Raw genomic sequence first — 16,051 nt, 5'->3', positions numbered from 1 at the left:
CACCGCTCATGTTAATTTCATGTAAACTTCTGGTAGAATTATTCGAGAAAATGGCTTTTTGCCAATCAGTTCCTTTACCTAAAGCGCCCAAATTAGGGTAAGGCACGTTGCCTGTACCGCCTCCGTTAATATAGCGCTCATTCATAATAGCACCATATTGTGTAGCATTTAATAAACTCAAGGTACGCTCCGGAGAAGAAACTCCGGTAAATCCGTTATAATTTACAGTGATTTTTCCTGATTTACCTTTTTTGGTGGTAACTAATATTACCCCTGCAGCTGAACGAGCACCGTAAATAGCTGAAGAAGCAGCATCTTTCAAGACCTCAATAGATTCAATATCCGATTGGTTGATGGCACCGATAGCACCATTGTCTACGATAATTCCGTCTACAACCCATATTGGATTATTACCACCATTTAAAGTAGTAATACCTCTAACACGAACAGTAGAGGTTGAACCCGGTTGACCGGCATTCATGGCGATTGTTACCCCGGAAGTTCTACCTTGCAAGGCTTGCTCGATTCTACCATTAGGTACTTTTTCTAAATCTTTAGCTGTTACCTTAGAAATTGCTCCGGTAACAACACTTTTCTTTTGGGTTCCATACCCAACGTTAACTACAACTTCTTCCAAGGCATTGCTTTCCTCGGTTAGTTCAATTATCATGTTACCTTGAGTGATAGTAACTTCTTTGGTAGCATAACCCACAAAAGAGACTACTAACTTAGTAACACTTTCAGGAACTTTGAGGGTAAACTTACCGTCAATATCGGTTGAAGTTTCTACCGATGCTCCTTTGGCGGCAACATTAGCCCCGGGTAACGGAAGTCCACCTGAGTTAACTGTTCCGTTCACCGTTTTTTGTGCTTGTGCTGACACTATAAAGACAAAAAACACAGACATTAGGAAGACGTTTCTCCTAAATCTTTCAGAAAATAGCTTTAAATTCATAAGCGTTTGTTATTATTTGGTTTTTGGTTATTTTTTTAAGACACTCTTTATGTCTTGTTAAAGTGTTGTTAAATTATTTATTTAAAAAATACCAAATACATTATCAACCACAACAAAAAATATACATTATGAAATTTTTCAATATTAAAATTGAGAATGTATCAAAACAACCTATAAATCTTGGAAAATTGAAGATGGAACTATACAAATATTAACCATAATGACCAGCCGAAAATGATTTCGAAAAGGTTATTGTTGTGGTAATGTTGTAGTAAATGAATGCTTAATTGTATAGTTATATACTTAAAATATAGTTCACCAAACCGTCATCATGAAGCAAATTGAGCTTTTTACGCAAACGATATCGTTTTATCTCAACACTTCGAATTGAGATATTTAGCATCGGAGCTATCTCTTTTGAAGTTAAATTGAGTCGTAAATAGGCACATAATTTCAAATCGCTCGGAGTTAAACTCGGATGGGCCGCTTTGATCTTTTTCAAAAAGTCTTTGTCAGCATTATCGAAAGCTTCTTTAAATATTTTCCAAGAATCTTTCTCTGCTATATTACTGTTAATAGCTGAAATTACCGATTTGATATTTCTACCGTTATTTTCTTCCGAAGACTTCTTCAGGTCTTCCTTGATAATATTCAACAACTCATTCTTTTTAATTAAACTCATGGTAGAAACAGCTAATTCACGATTCTTAGCATCAACATCCTGTGAAAGCTTTTCGTTTCTGAGCTTCATCAATTGCTGCTCGTTTTCTAATGCGGCAATTTCCAATAACAAATTATTCTCTTCAATCAATTTCTGTTCTTGCTTGCGATAGTAATCCTGATAAGCTTTGTTAATGTAATAGGCCAAAATAAAAAATAATAAAATGTAAACCAGCCAAGCCAAATTAGTTGCATACCATGGCTTTAAAATAGTAAACTTATACTCTACTGTATTTTGGGGTGAAGAATTGGCAATTTTAGCTCTTACTTTAAAAACATAATCGCCCGGTTCCAGATTTTTGAAATTGATAGTCGATTTGGTACTCCATTCGCTCCATTGTCCTTGAAGACCTTCCAGCATATATTGGTATTCAACATCGATAAAGCGATTATATTGCGGAACGGTGTAATTAAAAATTAAATTGTTCTCATCGTGTTGCAATTCCCCTTGTACGGTCATAGACAGATTGACTACAGGCGCATTCAACTTGTTTACACTAACATTGGTCAAAATGATGTCATGGCTTTTTATCTTAAAATCAGCCAAATTAATCACAAAATAACCATCGGTCTTTCCTACCAAATATTCATTATCTGAAATTTGAGTGATACTTTCATAGCCAATCATCGGATTAGTGATAGAGAACGGAATCGATATTTTATGTTTCTTCAACTCTTCATCAAAATTACCTGAAGTGAAGTAGTAAATATAATTTTTAGTAAACAGCCACATTTTATTGGACTTGTCTACATTCAATTTGCCCGATATGTATTCGTTATTTTTAAGGATGCTGCTTAAATTTTTGTCTTTTTTAAACACTCCTGTTTTGGCATCCAACGCATAAATTCCAATTCTTCCGGCGTAATAAATTGTACCGTTGTACTTGGCCAAACTGATATGTTTCCCTTTGGAAGGTGATTTTAAAATTTCAAACTTTCGTACCTTTAAAAAATCAGCCGTCGGAGAAACTTTTAAAATCCCCTTATACTCATGTCCGATGTAAATCTCATTTTGCTTAGTCAACTCGAAATACCGCGAAGAAATGTCAAAACCATCCATTTTATTTCGAAACGACCAGCTTGTACCTTTCTTTTCCAGAATAGAAAGTCCGTTGTAGTTTCCTTGCATAATCAAATTGGGATGATTGGGAACAGCATTGAATTTCCAGGTACCTGATTGTTTATAGATAAGCTGAGCCTGACCGGAATTGACAATAAAAGTTCCTAAATCATGACCACAAAACAGTTGCCCGTCATATTCAAACAATGTCCAAACCTGACCTTTTGTACCGGATATCAGACTAAAATTATCATTCCCGAAAGCATTTTTATAAAACAAACCCTGATTGGTTCCTATATATAATTTGTCTTTAAATTTAATCGACGCATAAACAGTCCCCAAAAAACCGGAGTCGTCTTTGAAGCTTCTGATAGGTGATTGTAAATTGATGCAGTCAATGCCGTTGTCTAATCCGAGCCATAAATTATTGTCATCATCCTCTTCTATAGATAACACGGTATTGTTGCTTAAGCCACTATTTTGAGTAATATGGTATCTTATTTTTCCTGAGCGATTAAGAATGTAAATACCATTGGAGATGGTTCCTAAAGCAAAACCGCCGTCTGATAACATTTTAGCACAAAAAAACGAATTCTGTCGCAACTCGCTATCCGACTCAAACAAATAAGGCGTAATTACTTTATTGTCTAATTTAAAAACACCCGCGCGTTCTGTTTGCAGCAACAATCCTTCTTCTTGCTTGTAAATTTCAACAATTCGGTTATTTTTAATTCTCTCGTCGTTGCTAACCAACAAACTCTTACCGTTTATAATTTCGTACAGCCCTTCCCCAATGGCTTGGAAATAAACAGAATTATTGATTTTGTAACATCTGAAAATATAGGGATGTTTGTCTATGAATTGAAATTGACCGCTTTTAGAATTGTAAACATAAACACGGTTAAAAGACTGAAACAACACCCAATGGTCGAAGCTGATGATATTCCAAAAGTGCTCATCTTCTATTAACTTATTCTTGATTTTCTGACTTAAAGAAGTATATTTCAAAAAACCATTAGCTTGTCGCTTCCAATACCCAAATTCCATGTAGCAACCCGTATAGATTTTATCACCGACTACTTTTACTGAACGTATAATGGTTTCATTTGGTGAAGGATAGATATTCCAATTTGAACCATTAAATTCTAACAAACCCTCGTTATTAGCAAAATAAACAAACTGATTAATATCGTGTGTTATCATCCAGTTTTGATTTCCGGCACCGTAAGCTGTTGAACCAAACTTCACTATAGGCGGTAGCTCTTGAGCTACAAGTTGTACTACCAATAATAGGGCTACAGCAACAAACTTTAAAGAAGAATTATAATTGGACATGTTTTGTTTTGCAATTTTTAAGAGTAAGTAAAAATATTGTTTCATTTTGAAGAAGTCAACATAAAAACCAAAAAAATGTCATTCTAACGTTGCCCATTCTCATTTCAGAAATGATTACCTTTGCTAACATTTTTTCAATTACTATGAAAAGTAACGAAATTGCTACGTTAGAACCGAAAAAAAACATCTTGATTAAAGGCGCTCAGATTCACAATCTGAAGAACTTAGACGTTGTAATTCCCCGCAACGAATTGGTAGTCATCACCGGACTTTCGGGTTCCGGAAAATCCAGTTTAGCTTTTGATACGCTTTATGCCGAAGGGCAACGTCGCTATGTGGAAAGCTTGTCGTCTTACGCACGTCAGTTTTTAGGCCGACTGGACAAACCCAAAGTCGAATACATCAAAGGAATCGCACCGGCTATTGCTATCGAACAAAAGGTAAATACTACCAATGCACGCTCTACAGTTGGTACCTCTACAGAAATTTATGACTATCTAAAATTACTTTTCGCCAGAATCGGGAAAACCTTCTCTCCTATTTCCGGACATGAAGTCAAAAAAGACACGGTAACCGATGTAGTCAATCAAGTCAAAAACTTGGCTCCCAATAGCCGATGGTTGCTTTTGTCTCCGATTCATTTGGAAGAAGGCCGACAGTTGGAAGACAAACTAAAAGTCTTATTGCAACAAGGTTTTGCCCGTATATTAGTTGATAACGAAATGGTACGCTTAGACCAAATCGACCAACATTCGTTAGAGAACAAGGACATCCTTTTAATCATTGACCGTATTGTCATCAACGAAGAAACGCTCGAAGACGAAGATTTTTACAACCGACTGGCCGATGCGGTACAAACAGCCTTTTTTGAAGGCAAAGGCATTTGTTATTTGCAAAATGCAGATACCAAAAAACGCTTGGATTTCAGCACTAATTTTGAATTAGATGGGATGACTTTCTTGGAGCCGAATATTCATTTGTTCAGCTTCAACAATCCGTACGGTGCCTGTCCAACTTGTGAAGGCTACGGCAATATTATCGGTATCGATGAAGAATTGGTGATTCCAAACACTTCCTTGTCTATTTACGAAAACGCTATTTTTCCTTGGCGAGGCGAAAGTATGAGTTGGTACCGTGACCAATTAGTCAATCACGCTTATAAATTCGATTTTCCAATTCACAAACCTTATTTTGAATTGAGCGATGAGCAAAAAGATTTGGTGTGGAAAGGGAATAAATTCTTCACCGGTTTAAACGATTTCTTCCAAGAATTAGAGGAGAAAAACTATAAGATACAAAACCGCGTGATGCTTTCCCGTTACCGCGGTAAAACGAAATGTACAAGTTGTAAAGGCAAACGTTTGCGCCAAGAAGCCAATTATATTTCGGTGGGTGGTAAAACCATTTCCGAATTGGTTGATATGCCTATCAAACGCCTGATTCCTTTCTTTAAAGAACTGCAATTATCCGAATATGATGCTAAAGTGGCCAAGCGATTACTTATCGAAATCAACAATCGATTAGCATTTTTGAGTGATGTTGGCTTGGATTATTTAACCTTAAACCGAAACTCGGCTACTTTATCCGGCGGTGAATCGCAACGCATTAATTTGGCAACTTCGTTGGGTAGTAGTTTAGTAGGTTCGATGTATATTTTAGACGAACCCAGTATTGGTTTACATCCGAAAGATACAGCACGATTGATTAAAGTCTTGCAAAATCTTCGCGATTTGGGCAATACTGTCATCGTAGTAGAACACGACGAAGACATCATGAAAGCCGCCGACAGGATTATTGATATTGGTCCTGAAGCCGGTAGTCACGGTGGACAATTGGTTGCAGAAGGTTCGTTTGCAGAACTTCTCGAAGCCGATTCGTTAACTGCGAATTATTTGAGTGGCAAACTCGAAATTCCGGTACCGAAAAAACGCAGAAAATCGAATAACTATATCGAAATCAAAGGCGCACGTGAAAATAATTTACAAAACATCGATGTAACCTTTCCGCTGGAAAGTTTAACCGTCATTACAGGCGTTTCGGGTAGTGGTAAAAGTACGTTGGTGAAAAAGATTTTGTTTCCGGCCATGCAAAAGAAGCTCGAAGGTGTTGGCGACAAAGCCGGACAATTCAGCGAGCTATCCGGTAGTTTTTCGCACATCAAACACATCGAATACGTCGATCAAAATCCGATAGGCAGAAGTTCTCGTTCCAATCCGGTGACTTATATTAAGGCTTACGATGACATCCGTGATTTGTATGCCAAAGAAAAACTGTCGAAAGTACGCGGTTACCAAGCCAAACATTTTTCGTTTAACGTTGACGGCGGTCGCTGCGAAACTTGTAAAGGCGAAGGTTCGATTAACGTAGAAATGGTTTTCATGGCCGATGTTTCCTTACCTTGCGATACTTGTGGCGGCAAACGCTTCAAAAAGGAAGTTTTAGAGGTTGCTTTTGAAGGCAAAAATATTGACGACATTTTATCGATGACGATAGATGATGCGATTGCTTTCTTCCAAGAACATAAACAATCTAAAATCATCCAAAAACTTCAGCCGTTACAAGATGTTGGTTTGGGTTATGTACAATTAGGACAATCGTCTTCTACCCTATCCGGCGGTGAAGCGCAACGTATTAAGCTCGCCTCTTTCCTGGTAAAAGGTGTGACTAAAGAAAAAGCTTTATTTGTATTTGACGAACCTACAACAGGTTTGCACTTTCACGACATCAAAAAACTGTTGGCTTCATTTGATGCTTTAATTGAAAAAGGCCATTCGATTATAGTAATTGAACACAATTTGGATTTAATCAAGTGTGCCGATTGGATTATTGATTTAGGTCCGGAAGGCGGTGAAAATGGCGGACAACTATTGGCTGTCGGAACTCCGGAGGACATTGTAAAAAACAAAAAATCGATTACCGCTGCTTATTTAAAAGAGAAATTATAAAAAAAGCCTTCTATTACGGAAGGCTTTTTTGATTTACTCTATTATTATTTTTTTGGTCAATCGTTCTTTAGAAGTTTCGAATACTGCCAAATACATTCCTTTGGCTAATCCGTCTAAGCTAACCGTTTCAATCAGTTGCGGATTTTCGATAGTCTTTTCCAAAACCTTTTTGCCGTTTAAATCAATCAAAGAAAAAGTATAATTCGATTCGTTCAAACTTCCGATACTGATGTTGATAAACCCTTTGGCAGGAGATGGATATAAACTAACCTGATTGGCAATAGTTGTATCATTAGACAATATGGTAGCCGCTACAGCAAAATGCAACATAGCACCGGTGGCGGCTTTGGCAATATTGTAAACATATACCGGATCCATATTCACCAATAAATCGGTAGAAGTGTGACGATGTGGTGTTTCATTGGTTTCAAAAAAACCGGTGATTACTTCGTTGTTGTCTTCAAATGGCATATAATCAGAAGCGTAAGCATACGACAAATTGGTATTTAACGGTGAATACAATTCAACACAATTCATTAACTCATTAGTGATTGTATTCGATGCGGCATTGTTGGATGTCGGGCTTCCGGTATCGCGCTCACAAGTAATAGTATTATTTACCATATTGGCTCTTCCGCCTACTTCATCAATGTTGAAGACCAATTTGATATCCATCTTCGGATTCGTAGCATTCACTACAGTAGAAACAAAATGCTGACTTCCTACCAAGCCGTCTTCTTCTCCACTGAAATTGATGAACTTGATAGAATATTCGGTTGGGATATTTTGCAACAAACGTGCTACTTCCAAAATAGTGACCACACCACTACCATTGTCATTGGTTCCTCTTCCGTTAATGGTATCATAATGACCACAAATGATGACATAAGTGTTAGGATAAAGTGTCCCCACTTTGGTTACAACTAAATTTTTACAAATACTGGTTCCGTTGGTAAAGCTGTATTCTTGCAATTGGGCGGCACTATAACCATAGCCTTGGTATTCTGCTTTTAGCCAATCTAAAGTATTCTGTAAGGCCGATGTTCCTCTTCTTTTTACACCTAAGTTTTCAAACTCAGTCAAATGATCTATAATATTTGTCGATGAAACTTGGTTGACTACTGTACCATAAAAAGGAACATACTGTTGGGCAAAACCGGAAAAAGTTAAAAAGAAAAAAGAAATGGCTAATAGTAGGCTTTTCATTGAGAATAGTGTGGTATTAATGGACTTTAGTCGATAAACATGATGGCAAATGTACCAATTTTTTAAAAAATCTAAAATTTATGCAATGTGATTAATATTGAGAAAAAAAAATATTTATAAAACACTGTCTTTAAACACATTAAACAAACTTAATCAAACCTTAAGAATTGTATTTTTTATTTTGGCACACCAATTGGAATATCCATTACAACAGCAAATACTACTGTTCGAAGAAGCTGAAAATCGGAAGAGTAAGCAAAACTCAAATTTGTATTGATTATGAAAAAAATTACCCTTTTAGTAGCTACTGTTTTACTGGTTGGAAACATAGTGAATGCATCTGAAGTAACAACTTTTGGTGAAGAAAGAAGAGCGAGATACAGCTTTGACGAGCCAATCTCTTTTATAGAAAGAGGTATTGAGTTTTTTGTTTTTCCAAACGGAGACTTTGATTTTAATACTCGTCCACAAGACAGTCAAGGCGGTTATTTCTATAAAACTGCCGGAAGACGCGGAGCAGCAGTTACAGCTCGTGGTTCTGTTAACTATGGCGTAAGAATTGAACACGACGGTTTTGGTCGCGTGAGAAGGGTGGGCAACACTTTTATCAACTACGACAACAAAGATCGAGTAAGCCGAATCGGAACAGTTTATATGAGATACAACAGATTTGCCCTGACACAAATTGGTGGCTTACAAATTATATACAACCGAAGAGGTGATATAGTAGATATGATTGGAAGCATTAAAGGTTACAGAAACCAAGGTTATGTATACCACAATAACAACAACGTATACAGTTATCAAGCCAACAATGATGACTACTACTATTACAAAGCAGACGGCACTAAAGCCTTGATAGAAGAAAAAAAATAAATTGGGTTAGTTGATTTTTGGTTAGGTTTTGATGAAAAAATCCCGCAAAGTTTACACGATGCGGGATTTTTGATTTTTATTGAGATGGATTAATGTCCGCCACTTACTTTTTTATCAAAGTCGATTCCCTGACTCTTCAAGATACCGGAAACTTTCCAGGCATAAAAAGCTAAATAAGCAAAACAAAGCACGCCAACGATATAGCTGGTGTGAATAGAAGTAATATCAGCGACATAACCTTGTAACCAACTTACTAATCCGCCACCCATAATCATCATAATTAAGAAACTACTACCTTGACTGGTGTGCTTTCCTAAACCACTAATGGCTAGCGTAAAGATACAAGGCCAAAGTGTACTGCAGAACAATCCAACACTGGTAAAGGCATAAACACTCACCATACCGTCTGTTGCCATACCAACCAATAAGGCTGCAATCCCAAGAACAGAGAAAATCAACAACATTCTCGCCGGGTTACCTTTACTAGCCATATCAGCGAATATTAAAACTAAAATGATTAACGCATACACATAAAATGGTGTCAAATCATGGTTCATGAACTTATTCACTCCCAAGAAAACACCAAAAGCCAAGTAAGGTGCCACGAAACGCAATATTCTTTGAGTGTTCATATTATCAGTGAAGGCTTCAACGGCTCCGGTCCAACGACCAATCATCAAACTGGCCCAATACAAGGAAATAAACGGAGCAATATCTTTGGTGTCAAATCCCAAATCGCTTTCCATGTAAGCCGGTAAATTACTGGCAGTTGACACTTCTACTCCAACATAAACAAAGATTCCAATCATTCCCAATAGCAACTGTGGGTATTTAAGTGCAGAACTTCTTGTACTTACTTCAACGCCTTCTTCTTCCACTACAGCAGCCGGTTTATCCGGTAAAGATGAAAATTTCAACAAAACCGCTACCAATAAAAAAGCAGCTCCTAATACCAAATAAGGTACTTTCACGCTTTCAATACTCATATCGGTATTACCGGAAGTGGCTGAACCAAAAATAGCAAAACTAACAATCAACGGTCCGATGGTTGTTCCTAAGTTATTAATTCCTCCGGCCATTGTCAAACGTTGCGAACCGGTAGTTATAGGTCCGAGTGCTATAGCTAAAGGATTGGCAACCGTTTGTTGTAAAGAGAAGCCCAAAGCCACAATAAATAAACCTGATAGCATTAACGGAAAAGAACCGGTATTAGCTGCAGGATAAAACAATAACGTTCCCAAAGCGGAAATTACAAGACCCAAAGCCAATGCATTTTTGTACCCCATTCGGTTTATCAAATCGCCTTTGGTTAAATACGAAATAATCATATATATAATGGACCCCACGGTGTATGCTACATAAAAAGCAACAGATACCAGCTGACTTTGTCCTTGGGTTAAATCGAATGCTTTCTTGAAAACCGGAATTAAAATATCATTGCTCGCAGCAACAAATCCCCAAAAGAAAAATACCGTCACTAAGGGAATAAATTGTGCCCAATTGGTTTTTAGATTTTGTGTACTCATAAATTATAGTTTTTGGTTTGGTTTTAGTTAATAGGTTTAAACGAAATAGCAGTTCCGCCACCTTTAGCCAAATGTAATTTAATTTTTGATTTAGAAGTCACTTGTATAGTTTTTATAACATACGATTTAGGATTTTTTTCCCAATCAGCATCGCTTCCATCCTGATAAACAACAGCTTGGTATTTCTTGCCCGGCGTTAGAAAATCTAATTTGATTTCAGTGGTTCGGGCATTTTCATCGGTAATAGCACCTAAAAACCAGTTTTCTTGTCTTTTTGCTTTGCGAACAACGGTCAGATAATCTCCCGGTTCGGCTTCCAAATATTTACTCTCATCCCAATCGGCAGCCACATCTTTTATAAACTGAAACGCATCCGGATAGCGCTCGTAATTTTCGGGTAAATCAGCAGCCATTTGCAACGGAGAATACATTGTAACATATAAAGCCAATTGTTTGGCCAAGGTGGTATGAACTTGCTCTTTTTTGCTTGAATCATAAAAACTCATTTTAATTTCAAAAATACCAGGTGTGTAATCCATCGGACCTCCCAATAATCGTGTAAACGGCAAAATAGTTTCATGCATAGGCGGATTTCCATTACTCCAAGCATTGAACTCATTTCCGCGTGCGGCTTCGGCAGCTATGTAATTCGGATACGTTCTGTGGTAACCGGTTGGTCGTGAACTTTCGTGTGAGTTGACCATCATTTTGTAGTCGGCAAATCTTCGCGCTATAAAATTGAAATGGTTCACCATCGTTTGCCCATCGTGAAATTCTCCACGTGGAATGATTCGCCCAACATAACCCGATTTGGCAGCCGGATAATCATATTCTTTCATAAACGCCAAAGCGCGATCCAAATGTCTTTCATAATTCGCAACCGAACCCGAGGTTTCGTGGTGCATAATCATCTTTACTCCTTTTAATTTAGCATAAGCACTGATTTCGGCCAAATTAAAATCGGGATAAGGCGTAGTAAAATCAAATACGTCTTCTTTCCAATTGCCGAACCAATCTTCCCATCCGACATTCCAACCTTCTACCAATACCCCGTCAAATCCGTGTTTAGCAGCAAAGTCGATGTATCGCTTAGTATTAGCCGTTGTGGCACCGTGTTTACCACTGGCAATCAATGCTTGTGACTCGGTGTTTTGGGCATTCTGACTTCCGGCATAATCCCAAGTCGATTTTCCTACGTGCATTTCCCACCAAATCCCAACGTACTTCATCGGTTTAATCCAAAACGTATCGTCAATTTTGGAAGGTTCATTCAGATTCAAAATCATTTTTGAACCAACAATATCACGAGCATCATTGCTAACCATTATGGTGCGCCAAGGTGAAACGCATGGTGCTTGCAGATAGGCTTTATCACCAATGGCATTCGGAACCAAATGAGAGGTTAAAGCAAAAGTAGTCGGATTCAAATCCAAATGCATCACGGGATAATTCACAACGGCAGCTTCAAAAATATTGAGGTATATATTGTCGGTCGATTTCATCATTAACGGTGATTGCACCATGTGTTTCCCGGCTATTGATTTCAAACCGATACCGTTGTTTAAATCGATTTTATCAGTATTGACCTCAGACAGCAAAGTTTCATTGTACTCGTATTCCTGACTGTCGAAATCGCCCGGAATCCAAAAAGTCTTATGGTTGCCAGTCAAATTGAATTCGGTTTTTTCATCGGAAATGATAAAATAATTGAGTTTCGTTTGCTTCGGAAATTCATATCGAAAAGCCAAACCTTCATCGAATAATCGGAAAACTATGTTAAGTTGGCGGTTGGTTCCGATTTGTGATAAGGCTACCGTTAATTCGTTATAGTGATTTACAATGTTGGATTGCTCGCCTAAAACCGGTTGCCAAGTTTCGTTTAAAGAAGCCTCTTTCACACTGTCGATTTTAAAATTAGTAGCCAAATCAGTGTCGCCTTTGAGGTAAATACCTAATGAACTTTTTGAGACGACCGGCTTATTTTTATAACTGAGTTGATAAATAGGTTTGCCATTTTCACCAATGGAAAAATCGAGTTTGATTGCTTTGGAAGGCGATTGCAACGTTTGAGCTTTGGCAATAAAAACCAACAACATCAGAACAAAAGTGAACGTATTTTTCATGAAATTTATTTTTGCTAAAGATAAAAATAACTTGTTAGTAATAAAAAAACCTTCCGGCTTATCTGACCGAAAGGTTAATAATATGTAAAAATAGTTGCGGTTATTTTCCGTCCACGTAATCCTGTAAATAAGCGAAACGAGGCGTTAATTTACCGTTTTCAGTAATTTTGGCGCGCTGTAAAATACCATCTTTATCACCGTTAAAGAAAGCCGGAATTACATGTTTCATGAACATTTCACCGAAACCTTCACTGGCATCTTTAGGCAATTCACAAGGCAAATTATCAACCGACATCACCATGATGGATCCGGGATGAGTGTATGGTACTTCTTTGTGTTCACTCGGCAAATACCCAAAAAATGGTTCGGCTATGGTAGAGGCTTTAATGGTACAAGCAATCGGACCGCCAACATCACAAGAAATATCAGCAACTACTTTAATCTTACAATCAGCGGCTTTCAACATATCCTGAGTTAAAATATCCGGCGCATTGTTGCCGTGAAAATGTCCGGCCATAAAAATATCGGCTACCTTAGTAAAGCGCTCAAAGTTAGAAGTATAGGCTTGAGGATTGCTGTAAAAATCTTTGTTGTCTAAAATTTGTCCGTCCAATCGTTTGTTGTAATCCAAAACATCAATCTGAGTATAAACCGGTTGTGAGTATACTTTGTTCAAGAAATCATCAACAGAAACTTGTTTGATTTTCATCCCGTCCAAAATTTCTTTGGCGCCCATGCCTACTTTACCGTGACCGGTTAACACAATCTTGAGGTTAGGTAAAATTTGTCTTCTCAAGCGAACAATCAAATCTTCTTTGCCGTTTAGCGTTTCGGCTTTGGGTAAATTGAACAATTCGTACTTGATTCCGAAAGCTCTAAATCCGTTATAAGCTCCAACGATTCCGGCATAGCGTCCGAAACCAATTAATCGTTTGTTATCGGCATCCACTATCGTTTCATGATCGTACAATTCAATATTCTTCTCCAAAATGGCTTGCAACAACTTTCTGTTGTAAGGTTGCTTTTTAATGGTATGCGAGAAGAAAAAATATTTTTTGTTTGGAATCAAATAATCAACCGGAATTTCCTTTACACCGAAAAACACTTCACAATCCGAAATATCTTCAGCCACTTCAATTCCTAATCGGGTATATTCTTCATCGGCAAAAACCCTGATATCCGAGCTCTCAACTTTTATAATGGCATCTGGATGTTCATTTTTCAATCGCACTAATTCTTCCGGGGTAAAAACGACTCTTCTGTCGGGCGGATTTTTTCTTTCTTTAATAATTCCGAATTTCATCGTTGGTATTTTTAATGCCCCAAAAGTACTAGTAACGAAAACGTTTTCAAAACTTTTTGCAGAAAATAACTGTTGTGAAAAAACTGTTGAAAGCTTTCTCAAAAAGTCAAGCCACTCCTGCAATGAATAATTATATTTGTGGTTCTTTAAGTCTCAAAAATGAAATTCAAAAATATCCGATATATCTTCCTGAGTTATTGTCTTATGGCTACTTTTTCTTCCTGCTCCAAACAAGAAAAAACAGAAGAAGGCGTTATCAAAGTCAATGAAAAAGGCATTCCGATAATGCAACCTTTACAAGAAGAATTACCCAAATTAAGTAATGAATTCCTGAAAGATAAAAAGTATGCCGTGTCAATGTTCTTCGAAAAAACGTGGTCTGAAAAAAATGACAACGTAAGCTTCCTAGTGGCTAAGAATGGACAAATCATTTACGAAAACTACATGGGTTACGCGAACAAACGAACCGATGAAAAAATTACCAAAGACACCCCATTACATACTGCTTCGGTGAGTAAGGTATTAACTGCCACGGCTATTTTGATGTTAATTGATGCTAACAAAATAAAGTTAGACCAAAAAGTCAACACTATCATCAAAAATTTCCCTTATCCGGAGGTAACTGTTCAAACGCTTTTAAACCACAGAAGCGGCATGAAAAATTATGCTTACTTTACCTATGAAAACAACAATTGGGATAAAAAATTGACGCTTACTAACGAAGACATCATCAAAGTGATGATTGAAAAAGAAATTCCGTTAGAATCTAAGAGCGACACTCGTTTCAGCTACTGCAACACCAATTATGCCGTTTTGGCACTCATTGTAGAAAAAGTAACCGGCATGAAATTTCCGGAAGCCATGAAAGAAATGATTTTCACACCACTGGGCATGACCAATACTTATGTATGCGATTTCGAGAAAGACCGCAAAAAAATTGTACCGTCCTATAAAGGCAACAACGTTGAAATTGGTACCGACTATCTGGACGGCGTTTACGGTGATAAAAACATTTATTCCACACCCAGAGATTTGCTGAAGTTTGATACTGCCCGTTATGCGTCTTTCTTCCTCAATCCCGAATTGCTCAAGAAAGTCTACAAAGGCTATAGTTATGAAAGCAAAGGACAAAAAAACTATGGTCTCGGCATCCGTATGGTCGAGTTTGAAGAAGGTGAACCGTTCTTTTTTCATAACGGTTGGTGGCACGGTAATACTTCGTCTTTTATCAATTTGAGAAAAGAAAAAGTAACCATCATTACGCTTTCAAACAAATACACTAAGAAAACCTATCAGTCCAAAAAACTAGCTTCTTTGTTTGGAGATTATCCGTTCAAGTTAAATGATAGTGACGAATAAATCCTTACTTTTGTGGCCTGATTTTTGCTAATCAGAAAAAAACTGGGGTCGACTGGTTTTGACAGCAAGTCGAATTGAACAGTAAGCACGTCGAGCAAGGTACCAATTGCTCGTAAATCCACGGGTACGAACTTATAAACGGCGAAAATAATTACGCTTTAGCTGCTTAATCCGAAGTTTAGTACGATTAGCCAAGTCTCGACAAGGTCGGGAAGCTGGATTCTCCTCAGAAGCCTTGGTTTATGGCGGCTGGTTTAGGGGAACCGTAAAAGTAAACCTAGGAAAGGTAATGTTCTGAATCCTTTCTGACACTGATAGAGCTAAGCAACAAGTCGCGGTCTTTGGCATAGCTTGTTGTCGAAAATCTAATCAAAGACTAAACGTGTAGAAAGCTCTTTAGTTGCTTGTTTGGACGGGAGTTCGACTCTCCCCGACTCCACAGAATTAAAAAAACGCTTCAATTATTTGAGGCGTTTTTTGGTTTCAGTAGCATACGTTTGGTCGTTCTTTGACTCCTGCTCCCGCTATCCGCGCTACATTGTAGCTCGCTACACACGAGCGAAGCGACTGCCGAAGGAATCGGGGCTAACTTCACGCTCGTTTTCCATTAGCATTAAATTACTATTGACATTGCCATTGATAT

The 16,051-nt window shown here is 37.7% G+C and carries 9 protein-coding genes and 1 other RNA gene; 4 read left to right on the top strand and 6 right to left on the bottom strand.

Features of this window, described 5'->3' with window-relative positions; translation table 11 throughout:
• A partial coding sequence (locus Q0M21_RS00050; RefSeq protein ID WP_295332991.1) for a TonB-dependent receptor plug domain-containing protein occupies positions 1-907 on the bottom strand: 907 nt, incomplete at its 3' end.
• A 343-nt stretch (positions 908-1,250) separates the two neighbouring features.
• Positions 1,251-4,070 (bottom strand): triple tyrosine motif-containing protein, encoded by a 2,820-nt coding sequence (locus tag Q0M21_RS00045; RefSeq protein WP_295332989.1) that lies wholly within the window; start codon positions 4,068-4,070, stop codon positions 1,251-1,253.
• A gap of 143 nt (positions 4,071-4,213) precedes the next feature.
• Between Q0M21_RS00045 and uvrA the strand changes: the two genes are divergently transcribed.
• Positions 4,214-7,015, top strand: coding sequence for an excinuclease ABC subunit UvrA (gene uvrA / locus Q0M21_RS00040; protein ID WP_295332987.1), 2,802 nt, complete (start codon positions 4,214-4,216; stop codon positions 7,013-7,015).
• 33 nt (positions 7,016-7,048) lie between these two features.
• Here uvrA and Q0M21_RS00035 read toward each other — a convergent pair whose 3' ends face one another.
• On the bottom strand, positions 7,049-8,221 hold the full coding sequence (locus Q0M21_RS00035) for a M20/M25/M40 family metallo-hydrolase (RefSeq protein ID WP_295332985.1): 1,173 nt from the start codon (positions 8,219-8,221) through the stop codon (positions 7,049-7,051).
• 279 nt (positions 8,222-8,500) lie between these two features.
• On the opposite strand from Q0M21_RS00035, the gene Q0M21_RS00030 reads away from it, so the two are divergent.
• Positions 8,501-9,097 carry a hypothetical protein gene (locus Q0M21_RS00030; protein WP_295332983.1) on the top strand — a complete coding sequence of 199 codons (597 nt, stop codon included), beginning with the start codon at positions 8,501-8,503 and terminating at the stop codon, positions 9,095-9,097.
• 89 nt (positions 9,098-9,186) lie between these two features.
• On the opposite strand, the gene Q0M21_RS00025 is transcribed toward Q0M21_RS00030, so the two are convergent.
• From Q0M21_RS00025 to Q0M21_RS00015, 3 genes are all read right to left on the bottom strand, one after another.
• Positions 9,187-10,623, bottom strand: coding sequence for an MFS transporter (locus Q0M21_RS00025; RefSeq protein WP_295332981.1), 1,437 nt, complete (start codon positions 10,621-10,623; stop codon positions 9,187-9,189).
• 23 nt (positions 10,624-10,646) lie between these two features.
• Positions 10,647-12,746: a glycoside hydrolase family 97 protein gene (locus Q0M21_RS00020; RefSeq protein WP_295332979.1), complete on the bottom strand. Its 2,100-nt coding sequence runs from the start codon at positions 12,744-12,746 to the stop codon at positions 10,647-10,649.
• A gap of 100 nt (positions 12,747-12,846) precedes the next feature.
• A complete protein-coding gene (locus Q0M21_RS00015; RefSeq protein ID WP_295332977.1) occupies positions 12,847-14,049 on the bottom strand; it encodes an NAD(P)-dependent oxidoreductase in 1,203 nt (400 codons plus the stop codon).
• A 159-nt stretch (positions 14,050-14,208) separates the two neighbouring features.
• Between Q0M21_RS00015 and Q0M21_RS00010 the strand changes: the two genes are divergently transcribed.
• Both Q0M21_RS00010 and ssrA read left to right on the top strand, forming a co-directional pair.
• Positions 14,209-15,408, top strand: a complete 1,200-nt coding sequence (locus Q0M21_RS00010) for a serine hydrolase (RefSeq protein WP_295332975.1) — start codon at positions 14,209-14,211, stop codon at positions 15,406-15,408.
• Between the two features lie 44 nt (positions 15,409-15,452).
• Positions 15,453-15,850: a transfer-messenger RNA gene (gene ssrA, locus Q0M21_RS00005) on the top strand.
• Positions 15,851-16,051: the final 201 nt, after the last annotated feature.

The sequence above is a fragment of the Flavobacterium sp. genome, from assembly GCF_024710485.1.
Lineage (GTDB): Bacteria > Bacteroidota > Bacteroidia > Flavobacteriales > Flavobacteriaceae > Flavobacterium.
This window is presented reverse-complemented; position numbering and strand designations above follow the sequence as displayed.

Bases quoted from the DNA above. Each gene is read 5' to 3' on its own strand.
- Q0M21_RS00010 (WP_295332975.1), top strand. From the start codon at position 14,209: ATGAAATTCAAAAATATCCGATATATCTTCCTGAGTTATTGTCTTATG.
- uvrA (WP_295332987.1), top strand. From the start codon at position 4,214: ATGAAAAGTAACGAAATTGCTACGTTAGAACCGAAAAAAAACATCTTG.
- Q0M21_RS00045 (WP_295332989.1), bottom strand. From the start codon at position 4,070: ATGTCCAATTATAATTCTTCTTTAAAGTTTGTTGCTGTAGCCCTATTA.
- Q0M21_RS00020 (WP_295332979.1), bottom strand. From the start codon at position 12,746: ATGAAAAATACGTTCACTTTTGTTCTGATGTTGTTGGTTTTTATTGCC.
- Q0M21_RS00025 (WP_295332981.1), bottom strand. From the start codon at position 10,623: ATGAGTACACAAAATCTAAAAACCAATTGGGCACAATTTATTCCCTTA.
- Q0M21_RS00035 (WP_295332985.1), bottom strand. From the start codon at position 8,221: ATGAAAAGCCTACTATTAGCCATTTCTTTTTTCTTTTTAACTTTTTCC.
- Q0M21_RS00030 (WP_295332983.1), top strand. From the start codon at position 8,501: ATGAAAAAAATTACCCTTTTAGTAGCTACTGTTTTACTGGTTGGAAAC.
- Q0M21_RS00015 (WP_295332977.1), bottom strand. From the start codon at position 14,049: ATGAAATTCGGAATTATTAAAGAAAGAAAAAATCCGCCCGACAGAAGA.